The organism is Bacillus sp. ISL-75, assembly GCF_018613095.1.
Genome location: NZ_JAGGQX010000096.1, coordinates 1 through 6982, shown reverse-complemented (window position 1 = coordinate 6982; position 6982 = coordinate 1). Strand labels below are relative to the sequence as shown.

Below are 6982 nucleotides of genomic sequence, written 5' to 3'. Positions count from 1 at the left end.
CCCCGGACCGCCCGCGGAAAGCACGCGCATGGAGCGGAAATCAACAGCCAAGTATAACAAAGCCTTATTTTTTAAAAAAACCAGAGGATCCTAGAAAGTGAATATGTTGATGTTATGGCAATGGAAAAATAATTATAATCTCTAAATAAAAGATTGATAGATACGGTTATTAATCTTTTTTTTACACTAACTTTACAATTGTGTACTTGAATTCAATTATATCTTGCTCTAGTATATAAGCAGATAGTTATATATAAATTTGTATTAAATTATAAGAATCCTATTTAGAAATCCATGAACGATAAGTATAATTTCTTGGATTCAACGGAAAATTAAAACACCATAAATTACATGGATTTTAAATAAGTATATTATTATTTGCCTATATGAAGGAAGGTGTCCCAATGTTGAAATCAATAGTTGAAATAGAACGAGCGGCCAACGTTTTGAAATTATTAGGGGATAAAACACGCTTGACCATTGTGACTATTTTAAAACAAAGAGAATGCTGTGTATGTGAATTTCTTGAAGTGTTTGATATGAGTCAGCCGTCTATTAGCCAGCATCTTCGAAAACTGAAGGATTTAGGGTTAGTTAAAGAGGATCGCAGAGGTCAGTGGATCTATTATTCCTTGAATTCACAAAGTGATTTATATGGACTTATAGAAGAAATTTTAGAGCATGTGCCAGTTCAGACAGAGAAAATCAAACAGATTGAAAAGAGCAATCCAACGCTTCGTTGTGGATGTTAAGCAAATGATCAACAAGGGGATTAAAACAAAATGAAAAAAAAGTTAATCAGCGAATTTTTAGGAACTTATTTTCTTGTTTTTGCTGGAACGGGTGCAGTTGTAATAGATTCGATTACTAAAAGTTTAACTCATGTAGGGGTAGCCCTTACATTTGGGCTAGTTGTAATGGCACTAATTTTCTCGTTTGGTCACCTATCTGGTGCACACTTTAATCCAGCTGTTACCATTGGATTTTTAATTCATGGGGATATAAAGAAGAGAGAAGCACTTTATTATATAATTATTCAAATCATTGCAGGGATTGCAGCAAGCGCAACTTTGTGTTGTTTATTTGGAAACGTTGCAATGCTCGGTACCACCTTACCAAGAGGATCATGGTCACAATCGTTTATTTTGGAATTTATCCTTACTTTTTTCCTGATGATGGTTATCTTCGGTTCTGCGGTCCATGGTAAAGCGGTAAAATCCTTCGCAGGAATTGCCATTGGTGCAACGGTAGGATTGGAAGCTATGTTCGCTGGTCCAATTAGTGGTGCTTCAATGAATCCAGCAAGATCTATTGGTCCAGCCATCGTATCAGGTACAACACAACATCTATGGGTGTATATTGTCGCTACTATTCTAGGAGCAGGTTGTGCGGCAATGATTTATAAACTACTACACGAAAATTAAAGGAGAATGCATCATGTCTAAAAAGAAACTTTACTTCTTATGTACAGGAAATTCTTGCAGAAGCCAAATGGCTGAAGGATGGGCTAAGAATCACTTAGGTGATGGGTGGGAAGTTCGCAGTGCTGGGATTGAAGCACATGGACTTAACCCCAATGCTGTAAAAGCAATGAAAGAAGCAGGAATTGATATTTCAAATCATACCTCTGATATTATCGACCCTGAGTATTTAAACAATGCTGATTTAGTTGTTACATTATGTGGTGATGCTGCTGACAAATGCCCTGTTACTCCACCAAAAGTAAAGCGAGTTCATTGGGGATTTGATGACCCAGCTAAAGCACAAGGTACAGAAGAAGAAAAATGGGCTTTCTTCCAACGTGTCCGTGATGAAATCGGAGGACGTATTAAGCGTTTTGGTGAAACTGGGGAGTAAGAATTAAAAGCCAAGAGTAACAACTAAAAACTTTTATCAATGCTACTAAGTAAACATTAAAGGTGGAGTAAAACCATGGCAACAAAAAACTATAACGAATTAATTAAAGATCATATTTATTTTGGCGGAGCAGATGATGTGAAGGACATGATGGAAAATGAAAAAGCCGATGTTATTTACGATTTGCGGGCGGAGTCGCATGAGAACAAGTCAGGGTACGATCGTATCCATAGTCCAATCGTTGATGATGCAGAGCATCAAGACGAGTCAATCAAAGAGTCTATTGAGCATGTTGTAAGTGCCTATAACGAAGGCAAAAAAGTTTATTTCCATTGTGGTGGTGGAAGCACCCGTGCAGGAACTGTTGCAGTTGGAACCTTATTGTCATTAGGTAAAGCGAAGACAATTGATGAGGCAGAAAAAATAGCTAAGGCAGCTCGTCCAAAAATTAATGTAAAACCTCAGATGAAAGAAGCATTGCAACGCATCTTTCCTAATGCTTAGTAATAAAACACTAACATTTATGGGATAAGACTTTCTGATTTCCAAATTGATAAAAAATAAGTAGGATAAGTAAATGAATATAGAAATAAAAACTTCATCTTATTGCTGATAGATTTTATTTCAATAATGAGTTTGGAGAAAGGCTCCAAACTCATTATTACTTTTCTGCATTTAATTTAATTTAATTAGGTTCAACGTGGACATGAAACATCATAGACTTTATGTTCTTTTATTAATTCATTTTCAACCTTGGTTGCAATATCATGGGCTCCACGAATATCTAAATCGGAATTGACCAGAATCACAATGTCCACAACTACGTTATTCCCGTAATTCCGAGCTTTGATGTCTTTAACCCCTTTTACACCATAACAATTAATGATTGTTTCTTTATATGTTTCTATTTGTTTTTCGTCAAATCCATCGGTCAAATAATGGGAAGCATCTCTAAAAATCTCCCAACCTGTCTTACAGATGAGTAATCCAACAATTATAGCAGTAATTGGATCGAGCCAAGGAAGATTGAACTGGGCACCTAACGATACCAATAAATGTACCTACACTGACCCATGCATCTGAAAGATTATCCTTTGCTGCGGCCATAACAGATTGGCTATTAATCTCCCCTGATAATTTTTTATTATAACGATAAACAAAATACATAACCAAAGCACAAAAGAGTCCTGTCCAGGCCGATACCAAATCTGGAGATTCATTTTTTCCATTAAATATACAGCGACCATTGAGGCAACTATTTCAGATTTCCAGTGCCCATATGGATGGTCATCATCAGCTGGACGTTGTGATAATTTAAGACCAATCAGTACAGCAATTGATGCAATTATATCTGTTGCATTATTTAGACCGTCCGCTTTTAGTGCTTCAGAGTTAGCTATTAAACCTACTGCTAATTTTAATGAAGATAAGCATATGTAAGCAATAATGCTTATTATCGCTCCTCGCTCTCCTCTTTTTAGATCCAAATATCCTTGTTCATTCATACTTCTATCCCCCACTATTTCATCCTTTACTATTATGGAATAAAAGTTTCTAGTGGGTCTAGAGAAACCTTTTGTCTTCCTTCAAACTAAGTAACGGCAGTGAAAAATAGTTTCACTGGGGCAACTATTCGGAGTATTGTTTCAGGATTGAACTAGCCATAGCTCTAACCATTCACCACAACCTTAAAAAAATTAATTATACTGCCCTGTCCAAAAAAGTTTTTCTGAATAATTTATTCTGAGATAAATTTTTGTTAGGGGATGATTAATTTGAATGAAATGAGCAACATGCAACCTACTAATCTTTGCAGGGAATTTGCTAGAATCCTTGGTGCTACACCGTCTGTTATTAATGGAGTTTGTACAGCGACCAAATCCCGGACAAACATCCACCCCTTGGTTTTAGGGCGTAGTGCAGAATCTTTTATGTTTGTTCCACAGGCATTTTCGTTTGAGAGCATTGATAGTGAAGGACTAGCATTATGTCTTGGGGAAACGGTTATTCTTCAAAATGAAATTAATCCATTTATCAAAAAGCAGCGTAAAACCCCTAGCTTTAGATATGTGGATATAAGCTGTTTTTTGTTCGATTTTTTAGGATAATGCAAATTTTACTATACATTCTATGAAATTCTTTGGTATAATGGAATTATAAACAGAACGCTTGTTCTTAGTTGGTACGAAATATATATCGAACCTATAAAATACAAATTCATCCGGAACATGAATTGTTCGACTACTGTGACTCACTCTGTTTTAAAGCGAAAAACTTGTACAATATTACTAACTACTTTATTAGACAGGTTTACACAGCTTTAAAAAAAGAAACAAGAAATGAAAATCAACTTCAAGTTCTAACATATATTCAAGACCATTTACCTCAAATGAATAAAATTCGTCTAAAAAGTTTTGAGAGAGCCAAATCTAAGCCTAAAAAAGTCGATAATAATGGTCACGTTTTGGAGCCAAAACAGAAGTTATTTGAAATGCCCCATCCAGAAAAAGCATTCCTTCCCTATAACTTTGTAGAAGCACTGTTTAAAGTGATGAAACAAACCGATTACCTTTCTATGCCCTCACAGTCCAATCAACAAACAATTAAAAAGGTATATGATGATTGGAAAAGTTTCTTCGAAGCCTCTAAGAAATATAAAACCATGCCTACTAGCTTTTCAGGAAAGCCAAAGATTCCTAAGTATAAACCGAAGAATGGACGTACGACTTCTTATTTAACCAATCAAATTACCAAAATTAAAAATGGAAATGTGCTTTCATTACCAGGAACTCCTCTTACATTAAAACTGGGGAAAATCGCACATATAGATGGTAAACTACAACAAGTGCGGATTGTCCCGACTTATGGCCGGTATGTAATGGAAGTCGTTTTTAAAAGTGAAGATGAAAAAGAGATCAAACGATCAGAAAAACAATTAAATGAATGGCTATTTGAGCCGAAACGAGTAATGGGTATTGATTTGGGCGTAGATAACCTGGCAACTATCATCGATAACACGGGGCTAAAGCCTCTGCTTATCAAGGGCAAATGGTTAAAATCGATCAATCAACATTATAACAAATTAAGAGCGAAATACATGAGTATCCTTCGAAATGGAAAAGGACCAAAGGAAGGAAATTTTAACAGCACAAGATTAACTTCATTAGACCGAAAAAGGAACAATCGAGTCATGGATTTTTTACATAAGGCCAGCGCAAAAGTGGTGGAGATTGCGAAAAAAAGAACCATAGATACGATCATCATTGGAAAAAATAAGGGTTGGAAGATGGAGGTTGATATGCAAAAGACTAGTAAACAAACCTTCATACAAATCCCATATACCACTTTCATAGGAATGATTCGAAACAAAGCAGAGCGACATGGAATTCAAGTCATTGTTCGAGAAGAAAGTTATACCTCCAAGTCTAGTTTCTTGAATCATGACCCGATTCCAACTTACGGGGAAGAGCACCAAACTAATTTTAGCGGGTATAGAAGCAGTAGAGCTTTTTACAAAATCAAAGGTTCTAAGATTTTGATCCATGCCGATGTGAATGGAGCTTTTAATATTGTCCGTAAACATACCAAGGATGTTTTCGAAGGACTGGAGAGAAAACAGTTCCTCCAATCCCCACGAAAAATAATTATCATAAAGAAAAGAAATGCAAAGCTGAAGGCCTCGGTCTGATGTAGTAGCGGGACTTGTGGTAGCCCTCGTAAAGACAATGCGGCTTTAAAGCCTATTCTTTCGAAACCCCTAGCTTTAGCTATGGGGATACTCATTAATGGTGTGAAATTTGAAGGGAGCACCTATAACGATTTCAAGAAAAGAGTAAACGAAGCAGCAACTGAAGAGTAATTTCTAGAATGAAAAACGTTTAAAATCCTAATTATTTTACTCGATTTTATATAAAAAAGCAGGTAAACGTTATTTTTTACCTGCTTTTTTAAATCGAAATTGGTGTGCTTTTTATGCCTTGGGCATTGGTGTTTCTTTATCGTGGTCATCATCCATTATGCCCTTTGTTGACTGTTTAAATTCTCTAAGTGTAGATTCTACGGCACGACCGAGCTCTGGGAGTTTTTTCAGCCCAAAAACAATTAATGCAATCACAAATATCAATAATGCACCACCAATTCCTATATTTGCTATTTCAAATTCCTCCTGATTATTTTACGAAAAAAGCCGTAAAATACATGATTAATATTCCAAGCGTAAATCCAGTAAAATTCATCCATGATACAACTGGTTCATTATTCTTTTTGTGTTCTTCCATCAGCATTTTGGAAATAACGAATATTACCTGTAAAATGGCACCTGCACCAACACCTAAAAATACTGCACCCCAAATTGGTGAAAAAATAAACCCTCCGAACCAAGTTCCCAATATCGCAGGGGCACCTGCAATCGTGCCTAATAACACAAATTGAGTAATCTTTGGCTTACTCTTCAGTAATGGTGCAGCAATCCCAATCCCTTCAGTAATATTATGCAGAGTAAATCCGATTACTAAAAATGTACCCAATGCAGCTTTACCTAGTGCAAATGATGAGCCAATAGCCAATCCTTCACCAAAATTATGAAGACCAATTCCTGTTGCCATCAATAATGAAATTCCTAGTGGAGAATAACCCGTTCGTTTTTGTCTTTGGTTTTGATATTGATCAAATCCAACCAGTAAAAGAAATGAAAGAACTGTACATATAATCACAACCATGTTGCCTTGGAATACTGACGGTGCTTCTGCTCCTATTTCAAATCCATCAAATAACGTACCAAAAAATAAGAATAGTAGGAGGCCAACTGTGAGAGCAAGAATGGCATTAATCCAGCTTTTTTTCAAACGTTTCATAAATGGAAACCATAGTAATCCTAATGTAATGGGAACAATTCCTACATAGAAGCCAATAAATCCGTAGTTCAACACATTATCCCATGAAAATTCGGGAGTTAAGGTGGCTGCATCAATAACAGCTTCTGTTATTATCCCATTTTCAGATATTAATAGAATTGTATGAGGATCACCTTCTACCCATGGATACTTAATCGTCACCTTTCCATCTTCAAATCGTTTAAGTGTTGAATCAGGAGTTATTGAAAAGTTCCATACAGAATCATCCACAA

Annotated in this window: 7 protein-coding genes and 2 pseudogenes; 6 read left to right on the top strand and 3 right to left on the bottom strand. The window is 36.0% G+C overall.

What is annotated here, in order from left to right; genetic code table 11:
- Positions 1-404 precede the first annotated feature (404 nt).
- The 4 genes from J7E63_RS29000 (at position 405) to J7E63_RS28985 (ending at position 2361) form a co-directional block, all read left to right on the top strand.
- Positions 405-752, top strand: coding sequence for an ArsR/SmtB family transcription factor (locus J7E63_RS29000; RefSeq protein ID WP_214717927.1), 348 nt, complete (start codon positions 405-407; stop codon positions 750-752).
- A 30-nt stretch (positions 753-782) separates the two neighbouring features.
- Complete coding sequence (locus J7E63_RS28995; protein ID WP_215018777.1) at positions 783-1424, top strand: aquaporin; 642 nt, start codon at positions 783-785, stop codon at positions 1422-1424.
- A 13-nt stretch (positions 1425-1437) separates the two neighbouring features.
- Complete coding sequence (gene arsC, locus J7E63_RS28990; RefSeq protein ID WP_215018775.1) at positions 1438-1857, top strand: arsenate reductase (thioredoxin); 420 nt, start codon at positions 1438-1440, stop codon at positions 1855-1857.
- A gap of 75 nt (positions 1858-1932) precedes the next feature.
- Entirely contained in the window at positions 1933-2361 is a 429-nt protein-coding gene (locus tag J7E63_RS28985; RefSeq protein ID WP_215018774.1) for a protein-tyrosine phosphatase family protein, read from the top strand.
- A 181-nt stretch (positions 2362-2542) separates the two neighbouring features.
- Here J7E63_RS28985 and J7E63_RS28980 read toward each other — a convergent pair.
- Positions 2543-3362, bottom strand: a pseudogene (locus J7E63_RS28980) (cation diffusion facilitator family transporter).
- Positions 3363-3641: 279 nt separating this feature from the next.
- Between J7E63_RS28980 and J7E63_RS28975 the strand changes: the two are divergent.
- A pseudogene (locus tag J7E63_RS28975) lies at positions 3642-3908 on the top strand (DUF1259 domain-containing protein); the annotation flags it as partial.
- 128 nt (positions 3909-4036) lie between these two features.
- Positions 4037-5545 carry an RNA-guided endonuclease InsQ/TnpB family protein gene (locus J7E63_RS28970; RefSeq protein WP_215018773.1) on the top strand — a complete coding sequence of 503 codons (1509 nt, stop codon included), beginning with the start codon at positions 4037-4039 and terminating at the stop codon, positions 5543-5545.
- Positions 5546-5827: 282 nt separating this feature from the next.
- On the opposite strand, the gene J7E63_RS28965 is transcribed toward J7E63_RS28970, so the two are convergent.
- Together J7E63_RS28965 and J7E63_RS28960 are read right to left on the bottom strand one after the other, a co-directional pair.
- Positions 5828-6010 (bottom strand): twin-arginine translocase TatA/TatE family subunit, encoded by a 183-nt coding sequence (locus J7E63_RS28965; protein WP_215018779.1) that lies wholly within the window; start codon positions 6008-6010, stop codon positions 5828-5830.
- Positions 6011-6026: 16 nt separating this feature from the next.
- Positions 6027-6982 (bottom strand): ZIP family metal transporter (locus J7E63_RS28960; RefSeq protein WP_215018772.1); only part of this gene is annotated, 956 nt, incomplete at its 5' end.